Below are 14086 nucleotides of genomic sequence, written 5' to 3'. Positions count from 1 at the left end.
AAAAGCCAAGAGGAGAAGCGCGGTGCTTCGTCGAACGATCCGCTAGAGGGCGAAACCAGGCATCTGTCTGACCGGACATTCCGTTCATGGCGGTGCTGTGGAAGCCGAACAAATCTACCTGACACACGTCTGATCACTTGAGACACCGCACGCCCCCCGGGGACATGCGAACGGCCTTTTGCGGCCTGCCTCCAGCGGTCTGACCCCAAGACCAAAGGAAAAGTCATGCATATCGAAACCATCGGAAATTCAAACTTCGTCCATCCCGGCAACCGTCCGGGCGCAGAACACCCGTTTACGCGGATTGCAGTCGGCACAGCCCGGAAAGCAATCAACATCCTGGCCTCGGCCTGCCACGACCTGCGCAAGTCCATTGAGCGAAGGCGCGCCGAGGCGGAGCTTCTCGAGCTTTCTCCGGAGCTGCTGAATGACGTCGCCCTGAGCCGGAACGGCCGTCACGGGTGGGAGCATCGCCCGGACGCATGGAGGCAAGGCGCATGAACGCGTTGCTGCTGACGCAGGATGCCCCGGTCCTTTTGTCCGGGATCGGCGCGGTTGTGCTGCTGACCGCCGCGCCGGTCTTTCGTACGCGCCGGACGATCCTGCTGACCCAGCTCGCTGCCGGCGCCTGCTTCGCTGCCCACTACAGTTTTCTGGGGGTCACCGTGGCGGCCGCGGTCAACATGCTCGGCCTGCTACAGACGGGTGCCGCGCTGTTTTCGAGCCGCAACTCGACGATGACCTGGCTTGGCTACGGCCTCATCGTCCAGATGATCCTTGTCTGCCTCGCTTTCTGGCAGGGACCGATCTCCGCACTGAGCATGATTGCGATGGTTCTGATCGCCTTCGGCCGGATGCAATCCGATCAGGTTCGGCTTCGCATCCTTCTGCTGGCCGGCGGTTCCCTCTGGATCATGCACGATTTTCTGGCGGAGGCGTGGATCGCGCTTGCCGCCGATATTGGCGCTTTCGTCCTGGGCAGCGTCGCCTTGGCGTCGCTTCTGGTTCGCATTCGGATCGAATGGCGGCCTGCCATGACGGCTGCCAACCAGCCCGCGGTCTGACCCCATCGAAACGGCGGCCGCGCCCTGCTCAATCGCAGGCCGGCCGGCCGTTCGCCGAACCCGGCCCTCTCCCACCGCCGGTTACGGCAAAACGCTTCTCTTCTTTTGTGGATCTGTGGCCGCAGCCAAAGCGGCCTTCTGCTGCATCGCGGTTGTCTTGTTCGAAATGATCAGGCAACAAGGTAAGATAAGTGCAGGCCGGTGAATGAGGCCCCTGTCGTCTTTTACGAGTCTGTTGCAAAAAATGGAATTTGATATGTCGGAACGCCCCCAAGCCGGAAACACTGCCGGGAACGCTTCTCCATTGCCTCGATCCCAACGCTATCCCTCGTCAACCCGCCTGTTGCACTGGCTGATCGCGGCCCTGGTCCTGGCGACATGGCCGCTCGGTTTCGTTATCCATTTCATCAAGGACGAGGCGGCGCTTGATTTCTACCTGATCCACGAGAGCCTCGGCTTCCTGGTCCTCTGGCTCATGCTGGTGCGGGTGGGCAACAAGCTGATTGCCCGTAAAATTCCGGCCGAAGGGCCGGCGATCGAACGGATGGCGGCGGCTTCGGTCCACGGGCTTCTGTATGCGTTCCTGATCATCATGCCGGTCAGCGGCTTCCTGGCGACGAACGCCCATGGCTTTCCGTTCAGCTGGTTCGGCGTTCTGCCGATCTGGAGCCCGATCGGCAAGACACCGGATATCGCCTGGACGCTGTCCGCGATCCATGAATGGAGCGCCTGGATCCTGCTCGGGCTTTTCGCCCTGCATTTCGCGGCGGTTCTCTTCCATCATGTCATTCGGCGGGACACCACGCTCTACCGGATGATCTGACCGGTCCTGTCGTCATCTGTCCGCCCGCAGCGGCGAACAAGGCGGCGGACAAGATGGCGGGCTGGTGTTGTAACGACATGTTTTTTTGAAAGTGCGGAAAATGAACGATCTGGAGAACGTCGGAAAAGAAAAACTCCTGAGCCGGAGTCTCATCTTTCAGGCGCTCGATGAGGAAAACAGGCGAGAGCTCGCCTCCTTTGCACACATCAAACGGTATTCTGCGGGAGACATCATCTTCAACGCCGAAGCCCCGGGCCAGAGCATGGTGGCCATCGCGGAAGGAAGCGTGCGCGTCAGCGTCCTGACCCCGTCCGCCCGCGAAGTCACCCTTTCCGAATTGAGCACGGGCGATGTCTTCGGCGAGATCGCCCTGCTCGACGGTGGCGAGCGCTCCGCAACCGTCAAGGCTTTGACGAACTGCACACTTGTCGTCGTCGAAAGGCGCTCCCTGCTCGAGGTGCTGCAGCGCGATCCGAAGCTTTCCATCCGGCTCATCGAGCTTCTTTGCCAACGGGTCCGCCGGTCCGACGAACGGATGATGGAAATCGCATTTCTGGATCTCCCGTCGCGCCTTGCCAAGGCCTTGTTGCGGGTGACCGTGTCCGCACCGGGAAGCGCCGAGAAACCCCTGACGAAACTGTCGCTCTCCCAATCGGAAATCGCCAGCATGATCGGTAACACCCGAGAGAACGTGAACAGGTGCCTGCGCAAGTGGCAGCGCGCCGGACTCATCGAACTCAAGGACGGATGGCTGATCATCTGCAACCGGCCTCAGCTCGAACTCGTGGCGGATCCGGCCTAGGGTACGGGCTCATAAAAAGAAATTCGGCGACGTGCCTGGGCAGTGTCGCGCGTCACAGGTCCCGGCCCGGAAACTCCCGTAGGTATCAGGTCATCGGCGGAACGAACTTCACCGCCGAGCTTGAACCGAAAGGAGAACATCATGTTTCGTAAATCCATCCTGTCCGCAGTGACCATTGCAACCCTCGCTGTCGCTACGGCTGCGACCGGCACGACCTCCGCTTTTGCCGGCGGCTACGGCTATAACGGTGGCGGTTACAACAACGGCGGCTACAACAACGGCGGCTATGCCGGAAAGCACGGCATCCCGTCCTACGTCTGGAACAAGCACGTCCGCTGGTGCAAAGGCCGCTACAATTCCTACCGCTCCTGGGACAACAGCTGGCTGCCGCACTACAACGGCGCCCGCAAGCAGTGCTGGTCGCCGTTCTACAAGGGCTGAACCAGTCCGACGGCGGACCCGATCGACGCTCTATGCGCGGGTTTCGCAAACTCCAATTCCGCAACCCCCCGGACCCGGTCCGGGGGGTTCTTTTTTGCATTAATTTAGCCGGCTTGTCTTTCAACGGAAAAAGACGTTCGACGACAGCGATCGAACCGAAGAGAGGTCCGGTTTCCGCAGTGTCGCCCGTCACAGGTCCTGAAGGCGGCACTCACATAACGTGCGCATATCGGCGGAGCAATAAGTTCCGCTGCCAACAACGCAGAAAGGACCAACCCATGTTACGGAAATCCATTCTCTCGGTAACCGCTGTTGTGCTGCTGTCTTCCGCCGCCGCCGCAGTTGTCCCAACTTCCGCCTCGGCCGGCGGTTATGGTTACGGCTATGGCAACGGCGGCGGCTATGGTGGCGGCTATGGTGGCTATCAGTACAAGAAACCGCGCACCTACCGCAGCTACAACGCCTATCAGGGCAGCAACCCGCACCTTCGCTGGTGCTACAACCGGTACAAGTCCTACCGGGAATACGACAACACGTTCCAGCCCTACCACGGCCCCCGCCGCCTTTGCCTGTCGCCTTATGAAGACGAACGACTGGTCCTGTTTCCGGAAAATCCCGGCGTCGCACCCGAGGTGCTGTTCAACAATGAAGCGGGAGCCGTCGACGTGCCCGGACTGCGCGATGAATTCGGCAACCTTCCGGAGGGCCGCCCGCAACCGGCACCAAATGCAGATACAACCGGTTCGGACGACCTTCGGGACGCGTTCGGCAATCTGCCTGAAACCGCTCCGGCGGCAGCACCCGCCGAAGCGCCTCGCGAAGTGTCCCCGTCTGTTCCGGCTCCCGTGACGTCTGCTCCGGCATCTGAACCGCAGGTTGCGACAGGGGCCGGGCAATCGGAGACGCCGGCACAGGCCCCTGTTGAGGCACCGGTATCGGAAGAAGCGGCTCAGCCCGTTGAGACGAACGGTGCCGCCAAGGCCGAGACGGCGGCCGTGGCCGGTGGTGCCGATGCAGCCTCCGCGGAAGCAGCCGACGCCCGTGAGGATCTGCGCCCGGCCCAGGCGGCAGGCGAGGATCAACCCGGCTGATTTCTTTCCGCAATGCCGTCGCGATAACCCCGCGACGGCAGGCCGGAGGAGACAATCGCTCCTGCCTTCGGGCCGCCCCTTCCGGATACAAATTGCACCGAATCGGAACGGGGCGGAAATTCGACGATCAGACGACCGTGACCACCAGCGGCTCGAGGCCCTCAATACGGGCCTCGAGCCTGTCGCCCTTGATGACCGGTCCGACGCCGGAGGGCGTGCCGGACATTATGATGTCGCCGGCGGCCAGTTCGAAATAGTCCGACAGGTAGGAGACCATTTCCGGCACCTTCCAGATCATCTGGTTGAGGTCGCCTTCCTGCTTCAAGGCCCCGTTGACATGGAGCGTGACCGTGCCGTGATCGGGATGGCCAATCTTTTCGGCGGGGGCGAGCGGACCGACGGGCGCGGAGCGCTCGAAGGCCTTGCCGATTTCCCACGGGCGGCCCATCTCCTTGGCGATGCCCTGCAGGTCGCGGCGGGTCATGTCGAGGCCAACGCCGTAGCCGTAAACATGATCGAGGGCCTGGTCGATCGGAATGTTGGTGCCGCCGGACTTCAGGGCGACGACCATTTCGACTTCGTGATGCACGTCGGACGACTTCACCGGATAGGGAAACTGGCCCGAGCTGTCGAGATTGTCCGGGTTCTTCTGGAAGAAGAATGGCGCTTCCTTGTTCGGATCATGGCCCATTTCCACGGCGTGTGCCGCATAGTTGCGGCCGATGCAATAGACCCGGCGAACCGGAAACATTGCGTCGCTGCCGGCAACCGGAATGGCAGGCACGGGCGGGGGCGCGATCACGAACTCGGACATTGGGCTTCCTTCGGTCTTCTCGGCAGGTATGGTTTAAGATCCTGCCCCCAAGCACTTATCGATCTATTCGCAGGATTTCCAGTTCTGATGCGACCCGAGACGGGCGGGCGGGACAGGCAGGCCGGACAGGCGGGCGGGACGGGTACATCATTCTGTCCCCTTGCCTTCCATCTCGCGGATCAGCGCGCGCGCTTCGTCGCCTTCCGGAATAGGCCGCCCGCTGTCGCGCCATTCCACCGCGGATTTGAAGCCTTCCGTCTGGGCATAGCGGCGGAACCAGAGGCCTTCCGGATTGTGACGGGTGATGCCGTCGAAGACGGTCGCCATGGTCTGGGACTGCTCCAGCCCCATGGTGAGCATCACCTGGTTCACCACCAGCTTGTGCATGGCGAGATGCCCGCGCGGCACACCGGCGATGCGCGCGGCGAGTTTCTGTGTCTCTGCATCGAGATCGGAGGCGGGTACGACCACATTGGCCAGTCCCCACTCGCCGGCTGTCGTGCCGGTGATCACGTCACCGGTGAACATCAGCTGCTTGGCGCGGGCCGGGCCGAGGCGGTAAGTCCACATGGCCGTGGTCGGACAGCCCCAGACACGTGTGGGCATGTAGCCGATCCGGGCATCCTCGGCCATGACCAGCAGGTCGCAGCACAGCGCAATATCGCTTCCGCCGGCCACCGCGGCGCCATGCACCTTGGCAATCGTCGGCTTGGTACAGCGCCACAGGCTCATGAAGTCTTCCGTATTGCGCTTCATGTAGGCGTAGTCGACCATCGGATCCCAGGGCTGGCTTTCCTGCTGACACGGATGTTCGGCATCGTTTTCGGCATAGGCGACGAGATCGTAGCCGCCGCAAAAACCCTTGCCCGCGCCTTCGACGACGATGACGTGAACCTCGTCATTTTCCTGCGCCCATTCGACGGCGGCGCGGATTTCGCGCGGCGTGTCGTCCGTGATCGCGTTGAGGCGCTCCGGCCTGTTCAGGAGCAGGCGCGCAATGCGCGGCTCGTCCGGGTCCTGGTCGATACGAAGCGTCTTGAATTCCGGCATGACGGTCTCCTCCCCTGGTGCCTTTTGCGCCCCATGAAAGGAGATCGGTGCACATCCGGCAAGATGCGTTCTCCGCCAGCTACGGCAATCTTTACAAGGCGCCATGCGGAGCACCGGATCTCCGCCCCGAAATGTCGCGATTAGCCGTGGATGATTTCCCGGTTTTTCCGTCGGCACCTACCGCCACTCGCATTTTGCAAGATATTATCGATTGGTTAATGACTGTCCCGTTATGAGTTGGGATGACCCGATCATACGAAAAGTTCGGCGGTGAACAGAAATTGAAAGCAGATAGGGTTGCAGCCTTCGGCCGGAGAAGTCCGGACCACCTGTTCGCCTGGACCATCTCGGCGAGGCAGTGATGAATTTTGTCGCTCCAACAAGCTTTCCGGATACGCTCGGACCCAGCGCCCTGAAAGGCGTGAAGGTCCTGCTGATCAACATGCCCATCCGCGAGCAGGCCCGGCCGAACAATCCGCCGGTGGGCCCCGCGCTTCTGGCTGGCCGCCTACGGGAATACGGCGCGGAACCCAATATCGTCGACCTCAACATCTACCGCATCCAGGACGAGGAAGCGGCCCGGCGCGGACTGGAATTCGGCCGGTCGCTGACATTCGCCGAGGCGCGCGCGCTGCTCGCGCGCACCCTGGACAAGATCGGTCCCCAGCATGTGATCGGCCTGTCCGGCCTGATCACCACGCTGACGTGGCAGACGGAAGTGGCGAAGATCATCCGGGACCTGGATCCGGATGCCATGCTGGTCAGCGGCGGCGGCCTTGCGACCCAGTTCCGCACCACCCTGCTCGACTGGATCCCCGAACTCGACGCGGTGTCCCACAGCGAGGGCGACGACGTCATCCTGAAGATGGCGCTCGATGCCAAGACGATCCGCGACCTCGGTTTCGACCGGGCGAACAAATCCGGACGTCTGGCGCCTTACTTCCACGACACCCGGAACGGCCGCCCGCGGTTCTTCTATCAGGGCTACCGCACCGCCGATCTCGATGTCCTGCCCTGGCCTGCCTATGATCTTCTCAAGGAAGACGTCGACGGCTTTCCGGTGCTGGAGACCTATCTGAACACGCCGGTTTGGGGCGGGTCGGCGAAGAACAGCTCGGCGACAAGCTTCGACATGCCGCGCAGCATTTCCACCATTTCCAGCCGCGGCTGCCCGTTTGCCTGCAAGTTCTGCTTCCGCGGCGGTCAGGGCGAGCGCAATTACGGTGTGCGCAGCGCGCAGAACATCGCCGACGAGTTCCTGCACTACCGGGACTGCTACGGCGTGGAATTCATCGCGCTTCTGGACGATAATTTCATGGTGAGCCCGAAGCGAATCACCGAGCTGGCCGATATTCTGGAACCCTATGCCCGCGACGGTAAGCTGCAGTGGGGCACCCACGGCCGGCTGGACGAGGCCGCAGACCTCCGCCCCGACCGGAACGGCGGCTACAAGAAGGCGGATGTGCGCCGGGTGGACGAGATGGCCCGCGCCGGCTGCGTCTATATCGGCTTCGGTGCGGAATCCGCCTCCGCGCGGACGCTCGACGCCATGGGCAAGGGCGGCTTCATGCTCTCCAACGGCATCACCAAAATCAACGGCTACGAATTCCCGCTGACCATGGTGGAAGGCATCCGCAACACCTACGCGTCGGGCATTCACGGCAACTGCACCTGGATCATGGGTTATCCGGGCGAAACCCTGCCCGATCTCCAGACCAGCGTCGCCTTCATCCGCTGGCAGGAAGAGGAAATCTCCAAAGGCCTGACGCCGGGGTCGGACGAGCACAAGCGCGCGCTTGCCTCCATCAACAAGGCGCTTTTCACCGCCACCGCTTATCCGGGCACGGAAATGTTTCAGGCACCCAAGGTGATGGCCTCACTGGAACAGGTGTTCGGCCTCACCTTCGATGCGAAGACGAAGCAGCCGGTGCCGGACGAGAACTACCGCAAATACGTGCTGGAGCTGAATGACGCGAGCAAGATGATCGCCAACAGCGACGGCCGCCCCCTGAATTACAGCGACATGCCGGACGATCAGTTTGTAGAGGTTCGGTCGATGCTGGATGCCGGTAAACTGGACGAAGTGCTGAGCCTCTGATGAAGAAGAATATCGTCGCGATGATCCCCGCCCGCTCGGGAAGCCAGGGCCTGCCGGACAAGAACATCCAGGTGCTGAACGGCATCCCGCTGGTGGCCCACAGCATCCTGCCCGCCCTCGACTGCCCGGATATTGCGGCCACTTATCTCAACAGCGACAGCCAGCAATACCTGAACATCGGCGCCTCCTTCGGCGCGCAGACCTACTACCGACCGGACACGCTTGCCTGCCACGTGTCGACCATGCAGGCGGTGATCGCCGATTTCATCGAGGCCCTGCGGACAATGGGTGAGGCGGTGGATGCGGTTTTGGTGCTTTACCCGACCTATCCGTTCCGCACGGCAAAGCAGCTTTCGGAAATCATTGCCTTTTACAACGCGGCCGAGGACTGCGGCAGCGTCGTCGGTTTCAAGACGCCGGACACCCATCCCTTCCTGTGCGCCAACCTGTCGGATACCGGCGAGATCTCGTCTTATGTGGACTACGACCCGAACCGGTATTACCGGCGCCAGGACTATCCGTCCTGCTTCGAGTTCACAGCCTGGGCGATGATCGTCAACGCCGACCGCATCAACGAGCTCAACGCCTACCTGATCGGCCCCGGCTCCCGCGGCTTCCGCATGCCGGACGACGTCAAGGTGGTCGACATCGATACGATCCACGACTTCCACTACGCGGAGTTCCTGGTGGAGAAGGGCTACGTCAAGGCCTACGGCGGCCAATCCTTCGCCGGCCGTCCGCTGACGGTGAAGACCGGCTGACCGGTTCGGACTGCCCACAAAACCCACCCTCTCCATCGTCACCCCGGAAAAGCCGACAGGCTTTATCCGGGACCGGCGAGCCTCTGCGTTTGCGGGTCGAAGCTGAATATCCACCGAGACACCCCGGCTCCCCGGCCCCGGCTCTCCGCTTCGCTGCGGCCGGGATGACGCCGAAAGAATGTGACGAACATGAAGCTTGCTCAGCGCCGGCGCGGCCTTATTCCACCAGATTGAGGTCCGCCATCATGTCGGCGGCGGTGGCCTGGAGCGCGTCGCTCAGTGTCGACGGTTCCATGCCGTCCGGAAGGCGCAGGTCGGCGGTGGCCTTGAACAGCCGTTCGCCGGACATGGAGCCGGCGACGACGGCGGTCTCCAGATGTTCGATGCTGACGCCATGTCGTGTCAGGATACGGGTGATCTGACGCAGGATGCCTGGATGGTCCTGGGACACCAGGTCGAGATGGGCGGCCTTGCCGGTGGGTTCCTCGTTGCGGTGCACATCCGAGCGCAGGGTAATCGCAATCCCGTCTGTCAGCAGGTCGTCGAAATGGGTATGCAGATTGTCGATCGCGTCATCCTGGATCTCGACGCTGACAATCCCGGCGAACTCGCCACCCAGGCGCGCCATTGAGCTCTCCACCCAGTTTCCGCCTGCCTGCGCGATGGCATCCGCCAGCCGCTCGACAAGGCCCGGACGATCCTGCGCGATCACAGTAAAAACCAGATGGTTCAGCATGGATGTTCCTTTTCACGAATTCGGACGCAATACCATCGCCGCGTCACGGGACGTTTGCAATCTAGCAAAAATTCCTTTCGAACACGCAAAGGTTGTCAAACTTTTGACGCGGCCAGATCGAAGGCCGGATCCACCGGGACCTGCATGGCGGTGACCAGATGGTTGGTCTTGGCCGCCAGAGACACGATTTTCATGAGTTCCGCATACTGGGCATCGGTCATGCCCTTGGCTCTTGCGCTCGCCGTATGGGAATGCACGCAATAGGAACAGGCATTGGCGACGGAGACCGCGATGTAGATCATCTCCTGGGTCAGCGGATCGAGTTCCCCGGGCACGGCCATGACGCCCTTGACCTCTTCCCAGGTCGCCTTCAGCAGAGCCCCGTCCACGGCAAGAGCGCGCCAGAAATTATTGATGAAGTCGGTTTTCCGGGTTTTCCGGATATCGGCGAAAACCTCGGCGACAAGACCGGTCGCTTCTTCATCCGCTACAAGCTTGACGGTGGACATTTGCGTCTCCTTTGGCGTGTTTCCTGTGACATTCAAATCAATTGCCCATTCCATCCGCCCGGCCGCCGCGGCGCAAGTCCCATGGTGCCGCAGCATTTTTGCCCGATGCATCCTGCAGGCCTGGGCCGGACTGGACGCTCTCATACTTTTTCCTGTCGGATTGGCGCTTGATCCGGGAACCACCCTCCTCTAGCTTGGCCGCCACTGGACGGCGTCCCCCGGAGGGACTGAAAGCGATTCCGGTGACGGTTGACCCATTTCGGGAACCCAGTCCGGAGCTGTCGACGTTGATACCCTGCCCGGCCCTCGGACCGGGGTTATGGGTATTTGGCGCCCGCTTTCTCACCCTCGCCGGACGCCTGCAAAAGATCGCGGTCCCACCGACCGTCGTGATCAAAACGAGGGAGACTTTCCAATGTTGAAGATTGCCGGAGCGCTGTCCGCAACGATCCTGCCGCTGCTGCCCTCGATCGCCCATGCCCATGTGGGCCATCTCGGCGAACTTGCCGGCCATTCCCACTGGGCTGGTGCCGCGGCGATTGCCGGGGCGGCCCTTCTTGCCGGCATCGTTGCGCTGAAAGACCGCAAGAAAAAAGACAGGAAGGAAGAGCCGCAAGCCGGTGCGGAGACCGCCGGCGAGGCCGAGGCCGCACAATGACCGAAAAACTCGGACTGATGATCTGCGGCCATGGCAGCCGCAACAAGGGCGCCGTCGGGCAGTTCGCCAAGCTGGCCGAGGCACTCCGGAAACGTTTTCCCGACTGGCCGGTGGAATACGGCTATCTGGAATTCGCCAATCCGGTGATCAAGGACGGTCTCGACCGTCTGCGGGCCGAAGGCTGCACCCATGTGCTCGCCGTGCCGGGCATGCTTTTTGCCGCCGGTCACGCCAAGAACGACATTCCCTCCGTGCTCAACACCTATCAGGCGCAGCATCCGGAGATGAAGATCACCTACGGCCGGGAACTGGCCGTGGATACGCGTATGGTGCGCGCCGCCGGTGACCGCATCCGCGAGGCCCTCGAGACAGCCGGCGACGACGTGGCGATGCACGACACGCTGTTGATGGTGGTCGGCCGCGGCGCCTCCGATCCGGACGCCAATTCCAACGTCACCAAGATCACCCGGCTCTTGTGGGAAGGCATGGGCTTCGGCTGGGCGGAGACCTCCTATTCGGGCGTGACCTTTCCGCTGACAGGACCGGGCCTCGAACATGCCGCGAAGCTCGGCTACAAGCGCATCGTCGTCTTCCCGTATTTCCTGTTCACCGGCGTTCTGGTGCAGCGCATCTATTCCACGACGGACGAGATCGCGGCGAAGTATCCCGATATCGAATTCATCAAGGCGGGTTATCTGAACGATCACCCGCAGGTGATCGACACCATGGCCGACCGGGTGCAGGAAATCCTGCAGGGCGCCAATGTGATGAACTGCCAGATGTGCAAGTACCGCGAACAGGTGCTGGGCTTCGAGGCGGAGATCGGCCTGGCGCAGGAAAGCCATCACCATCACGTGGAAGGCCTGGGCGCGGAAGCGGAATGCCAGCTGTGCGAGGAATTCTGCACCGGCGCCTGCGAAGAAAAGGTTCGCGCGGCCGCCCATCACCAACACGATCATGATCACGCGCACGATCATGACCATCATCACAGCCACGGACATACCCATGACCACAATCACGGGCATGGCCATAGCCACGATCATGATCACGGGCATGACCACCATCATCACCCCTACCCGCATGCGGACCATCCGCTCGGGCCGAAGTCGATGGAACGACCCAAGGCGACGGATCAGAAAGCGTGAACGAAACGGTTCCCTCCGGTCCGCTCTATGAGTACGAGCACGACCCTTCGGCAATCTACCGGCAGTCGTTCGCGACCGTGCGCGCGGAGGCGGCGCTCGACCTTGTTCCTGAAGACATGGAGCCGGTGGCGATCCGGCTGATCCATGCCTGCGGCATGACCGATATCGTAAAGGATCTGATGTTCTCGGACGATGTCGCCCGGGCCGGACAGGAAGCCCTGGCCAGGGGCGCGCCGGTCTTTACCGACGTGGAAATGGTCGCCCATGGCATCATCCGCTCGCGGCTACCTGCCAACAACGACGTCTTGTGCACCTTGAACGACGCGCGCGTATCCGCGCTTGCCAAAGAGCTCGGTACGACACGATCGGCGGCGGCGGCGGAACTGTGGCGGGACCGGCTCGAAGGGGCCGTCGTTGCCATCGGCAATGCGCCGACGGCGCTGTTTCACCTGCTGGAAACGATTGCCGCCGGCGGCCCGAAGCCGGCCGTCGTTCTCGGCTTTCCGGTCGGCTTCGTCGGTGCCGCGGAATCCAAGCAGGCACTTGCCGAAAACCCGTTCGGCCTCTCCTATCTCGCACTTCAAGGTCGGCGCGGCGGCTCGGCCATGGCGGCGGCCGCCGTCAATGCGCTTGCTGCCGGCCTGCCGGAGGAGGCCGCCGGTGGCTGACGACGACAAGAAACCCGGACTGAAGTCCGCTGCCAAGAAGCCGCAGCTGCGTTCCTACGGGTTCCTGTCCCATGGCGGCAACCCGGCTCCGGATGACACGGACGGCGGCAAGCCCGCCAGATCGCACGGCATGCTCTCTCACGGCACCGTCAACGAGCGCACGCCGCGCGAACTGGACCCGCCAAAGCCGCGGCGACCCTACCGGCGGAAAGACACATGACCGCGCGCTGGCTCACCCTGATCGGCCTCGGCGAGGACGGTTATATTTCCGATGCCGCGCGGATGTATCTCGCGGAGGCGGAAGTCGTCTACGGCAGTGCGCGACACTTTGAACTGACCGGCTGTTTAGCCGGCAAAGAAAAAGTCTGGCCAAGTCCGTTTTCCGCTGTCTATGACGAGTTGAACGCGCTTCGTGGCCGGCCTGTCGCCGTGCTCGCCACCGGCGATCCGCAGTGGTACGGCATCGGCTCGACGCTTGCCCGGAAGTTCTCTCCCGAGGAGATCCGTGTCCTGCCCGCGCCGTCCGCATTCCAGCTTGCCGCCGCCCGCCTCGGCTGGGCGCTGCAGGATGTGGAGACGATTTCGCTGCATGGCCGTCCGGTCGAAACCCTGAATGGCTTTCTCTATCCGGGTGCAAAAATTCTTGCACTGACCAGCAACGGCGACACGTCGAAAACCGTCGCGGGCATTCTTGCCGCAAGCGGCTACGGCCGGTCCCGCATGACCGTGCTGGAACACATGGGCGGAGAAAAGGAGCGGATCGTCTCCGGCACCGCAGGCGCCTGGCACGAGACGGTTGCCGACTTCAACACGCTGGCGCTTGAAATCACCGCCGATCCGGGCACGGCCTTCCGGCCGCGTGTACCGGGCCTGACCGATGACGCCTTCGTGCACGACGGCAAGATGACCAAGCGCGAGGTGCGCGCCGTCACGCTTGCCCATCTCATGCCCCATCCGGGTGCGCTGCTGTGGGACGTCGGCCTGGGCTGCGGGTCCATCGCGATTGAGTGGATGCGCTCTGCGCGAGGTGCTAAGGCCATCGGCCTGGAACCGAATGCGGAGCGGCGCAGTCTTGCGTCCGAAAACGCGCTTGCCCTCGGCGTTCCGGGTCTCGACATCCGGGACACGAGCGCGCCTGACGGGCTGGCCGGCTTGCCGGCGCCGGATGCGATCTTCATCGGCGGCGGTCTGACGGCAGACGGTATCGTCGATGCCTGTCACGACGCGCTTAAAGACGGCGGGCGGCTGGTTGCCAATGCGGTGACGCTGGAGGGCGAAGCCGTGCTGCTCGACGCCCACAAGCGCCTTGGCGGCGGGCTCACCCGGATTTCCGTGGAGCGGGCCGGTGCAGTCGGTGGGCTTACCGGCTGGCGGCCGCTGATGCCGGTCACCCAATGGCACATGACCAAGGGAGCTCAATAACACC

General features: G+C 62.6%; 17 protein-coding genes. 13 read left to right on the top strand and 4 right to left on the bottom strand.

The window, feature by feature from the left end:
* Positions 1-225: 225 nt before the first annotated feature.
* The 6 genes from ACN0SO_RS05205 to ACN0SO_RS05180 all read left to right on the top strand — a co-directional run bounded on the left by ACN0SO_RS05205 (position 226) and on the right by ACN0SO_RS05180 (position 4221).
* Positions 226-501 carry a hypothetical protein gene (locus tag ACN0SO_RS05205; RefSeq protein WP_417675266.1) on the top strand — a complete coding sequence of 92 codons (276 nt, stop codon included), beginning with the start codon at positions 226-228 and terminating at the stop codon, positions 499-501.
* On the top strand, positions 498-1064 hold the full coding sequence (locus ACN0SO_RS05200) for a YgjV family protein (protein WP_417675264.1): 567 nt from the start codon (positions 498-500) through the stop codon (positions 1062-1064). The genes ACN0SO_RS05205 and ACN0SO_RS05200 overlap by 4 nt, the downstream gene beginning before the upstream one ends.
* Before the next feature lie 304 nt (positions 1065-1368).
* On the top strand, positions 1369-1887 hold the full coding sequence (locus ACN0SO_RS05195; protein WP_417675262.1) for a cytochrome b: 519 nt from the start codon (positions 1369-1371) through the stop codon (positions 1885-1887).
* Between the two features lie 100 nt (positions 1888-1987).
* Positions 1988-2689 (top strand): Crp/Fnr family transcriptional regulator, encoded by a 702-nt coding sequence (locus tag ACN0SO_RS05190; RefSeq protein ID WP_417675260.1) that lies wholly within the window; start codon positions 1988-1990, stop codon positions 2687-2689.
* Between the two features lie 141 nt (positions 2690-2830).
* Positions 2831-3130 carry a BA14K family protein gene (locus ACN0SO_RS05185; RefSeq protein WP_417675258.1) on the top strand — a complete coding sequence of 100 codons (300 nt, stop codon included), beginning with the start codon at positions 2831-2833 and terminating at the stop codon, positions 3128-3130.
* 278 nt (positions 3131-3408) lie between these two features.
* Positions 3409-4221: a BA14K family protein gene (locus ACN0SO_RS05180; RefSeq protein ID WP_417675256.1), complete on the top strand. Its 813-nt coding sequence runs from the start codon at positions 3409-3411 to the stop codon at positions 4219-4221.
* Between the two features lie 127 nt (positions 4222-4348).
* Here ACN0SO_RS05180 and ACN0SO_RS05175 read toward each other — a convergent pair whose 3' ends face one another.
* Both ACN0SO_RS05175 and ACN0SO_RS05170 read right to left on the bottom strand, forming a co-directional pair.
* Complete coding sequence (locus ACN0SO_RS05175; RefSeq protein WP_417675254.1) at positions 4349-5035, bottom strand: fumarylacetoacetate hydrolase family protein; 687 nt, start codon at positions 5033-5035, stop codon at positions 4349-4351.
* Positions 5036-5182: 147 nt separating this feature from the next.
* Positions 5183-6085, bottom strand: coding sequence for a crotonase/enoyl-CoA hydratase family protein (locus ACN0SO_RS05170; RefSeq protein WP_417675252.1), 903 nt, complete (start codon positions 6083-6085; stop codon positions 5183-5185).
* Between the two features lie 361 nt (positions 6086-6446).
* Here ACN0SO_RS05170 and ACN0SO_RS05165 point away from each other — a divergent pair, with 361 nt between their 5' ends.
* Together ACN0SO_RS05165 and ACN0SO_RS05160 are read left to right on the top strand one after the other, a co-directional pair.
* Positions 6447-8183, top strand: a complete 1737-nt coding sequence (locus ACN0SO_RS05165) for a B12-binding domain-containing radical SAM protein (protein ID WP_417675250.1) — start codon at positions 6447-6449, stop codon at positions 8181-8183.
* Complete coding sequence (locus tag ACN0SO_RS05160; RefSeq protein ID WP_417675248.1) at positions 8183-8944, top strand: cytidylyltransferase domain-containing protein; 762 nt, start codon at positions 8183-8185, stop codon at positions 8942-8944. The genes ACN0SO_RS05165 and ACN0SO_RS05160 overlap by 1 nt, the downstream gene beginning before the upstream one ends.
* A gap of 217 nt (positions 8945-9161) precedes the next feature.
* On the opposite strand, the gene ACN0SO_RS05155 is transcribed toward ACN0SO_RS05160, so the two are convergent.
* Positions 9162-9680, bottom strand: a complete 519-nt coding sequence (locus tag ACN0SO_RS05155) for a glycine cleavage system protein R (RefSeq protein ID WP_417675246.1) — start codon at positions 9678-9680, stop codon at positions 9162-9164.
* A 95-nt stretch (positions 9681-9775) separates the two neighbouring features.
* Positions 9776-10189, bottom strand: coding sequence for a carboxymuconolactone decarboxylase family protein (locus ACN0SO_RS05150; protein WP_417675244.1), 414 nt, complete (start codon positions 10187-10189; stop codon positions 9776-9778).
* A gap of 415 nt (positions 10190-10604) precedes the next feature.
* On the opposite strand from ACN0SO_RS05150, the gene ACN0SO_RS05145 reads away from it, so the two are divergent.
* From ACN0SO_RS05145 to cbiE, 5 genes are read left to right on the top strand one after another with little or no spacing between them, the layout of a single operon-like run.
* Positions 10605-10847, top strand: a complete 243-nt coding sequence (locus tag ACN0SO_RS05145; protein WP_417675242.1) for a DUF6732 family protein — start codon at positions 10605-10607, stop codon at positions 10845-10847.
* Positions 10844-11992 carry a sirohydrochlorin chelatase gene (locus tag ACN0SO_RS05140; RefSeq protein ID WP_417675240.1) on the top strand — a complete coding sequence of 383 codons (1149 nt, stop codon included), beginning with the start codon at positions 10844-10846 and terminating at the stop codon, positions 11990-11992. The genes ACN0SO_RS05145 and ACN0SO_RS05140 overlap by 4 nt, the downstream gene beginning before the upstream one ends.
* Complete coding sequence (locus tag ACN0SO_RS05135; protein ID WP_417675238.1) at positions 11989-12660, top strand: precorrin-8X methylmutase; 672 nt, start codon at positions 11989-11991, stop codon at positions 12658-12660. Before ACN0SO_RS05140 ends, ACN0SO_RS05135 begins: the two co-directional genes overlap by 4 nt.
* Positions 12653-12880, top strand: a complete 228-nt coding sequence (locus tag ACN0SO_RS05130) for a hypothetical protein (protein ID WP_417675236.1) — start codon at positions 12653-12655, stop codon at positions 12878-12880. The genes ACN0SO_RS05135 and ACN0SO_RS05130 overlap by 8 nt, the downstream gene beginning before the upstream one ends.
* Positions 12877-14082 (top strand): precorrin-6y C5,15-methyltransferase (decarboxylating) subunit CbiE, encoded by a 1206-nt coding sequence (gene cbiE / locus ACN0SO_RS05125; RefSeq protein WP_417675234.1) that lies wholly within the window; start codon positions 12877-12879, stop codon positions 14080-14082. The genes ACN0SO_RS05130 and cbiE overlap by 4 nt, the downstream gene beginning before the upstream one ends.
* Positions 14083-14086: the final 4 nt, after the last annotated feature.

Origin of the sequence: Roseibium sp., from assembly GCF_048260565.1 — a bacterium.
Classification (GTDB): Bacteria; Pseudomonadota; Alphaproteobacteria; order Rhizobiales; family Stappiaceae; genus Roseibium.
This window is presented reverse-complemented; position numbering and strand designations above follow the sequence as displayed.